Genomic DNA, 675 nt, shown 5'->3' with positions numbered 1-675 from the left:
CACCTCGGCGGCGCTGAGTTGGTTGGCCCCGGCGGCCGGCGGCAGCACGTTCTCCGTTATCTACGGGTTGGCCGGCTTTGTCCCGCCCGCCGGGGGCACCGTCGTGACGGGCATCGGCACGAACAGCACGACCCTGACCGGCCTGACGCCCGACACCGCCTACGGGTTCTACGTCCAGCAGGTGTGCGCCGGCGCCAACGGCAACAGCACGCTGGCCGGCCCCTTCCCCTTCCGGACCCTGCTGACGGCCCCGCTCAACGACGAGCCCTGCGGCGCCACGCCCTTGGGCAGCGCCCTGCTCACCGGCTCGAACGCCGGCGCCACCACCAGCGTACAGGCCGGCATCACGACCCCGGCGTGTTCGCCGGCCGCCTTTCCCAAGGACGTCTGGTTTGCTTTCACCCCCACCGGCCCGTCGACGACCTTCACGGTGACGGGCGGCCCGGCCGGCATGCTGCGCGTCTTTACCAGTCCGGACTGCTCGGCGGGGCCGTTCGCCCAGGTGTTCTGCGCGAGCTCGGGCGGCAACAACACGGCCATCTCCGGACCCGTTGCGGTCAACGGGCTCGCGGCGGGCCAGCGCTACTACGTGGCCGTGAGCGGCTACGGCAGCTCCGACGCGACGGGCGCCTTTACCATTGCCGGCACCAGCCTGGTGGCGACCAGCGGCCGGGC

1 protein-coding gene is annotated in these 675 nt (G+C 72.4%); it reads left to right on the top strand.

The features are described from left to right. Nucleotides 1-675, top strand: a 675-nt coding sequence (locus J4G38_RS26765; protein WP_226163939.1) for a fibronectin type III domain-containing protein, incomplete at both ends; no start/stop codon positions are given.

Origin of the sequence: Hymenobacter terricola (genome assembly GCF_017921975.2) — a bacterium.
Lineage (GTDB): Bacteria > Bacteroidota > Bacteroidia > Cytophagales > Hymenobacteraceae > Hymenobacter > Hymenobacter terricola.
The sequence above is the reverse complement of the archived record's forward strand: the minus strand, read 5'-3'. Positions and strand labels throughout refer to the sequence as shown.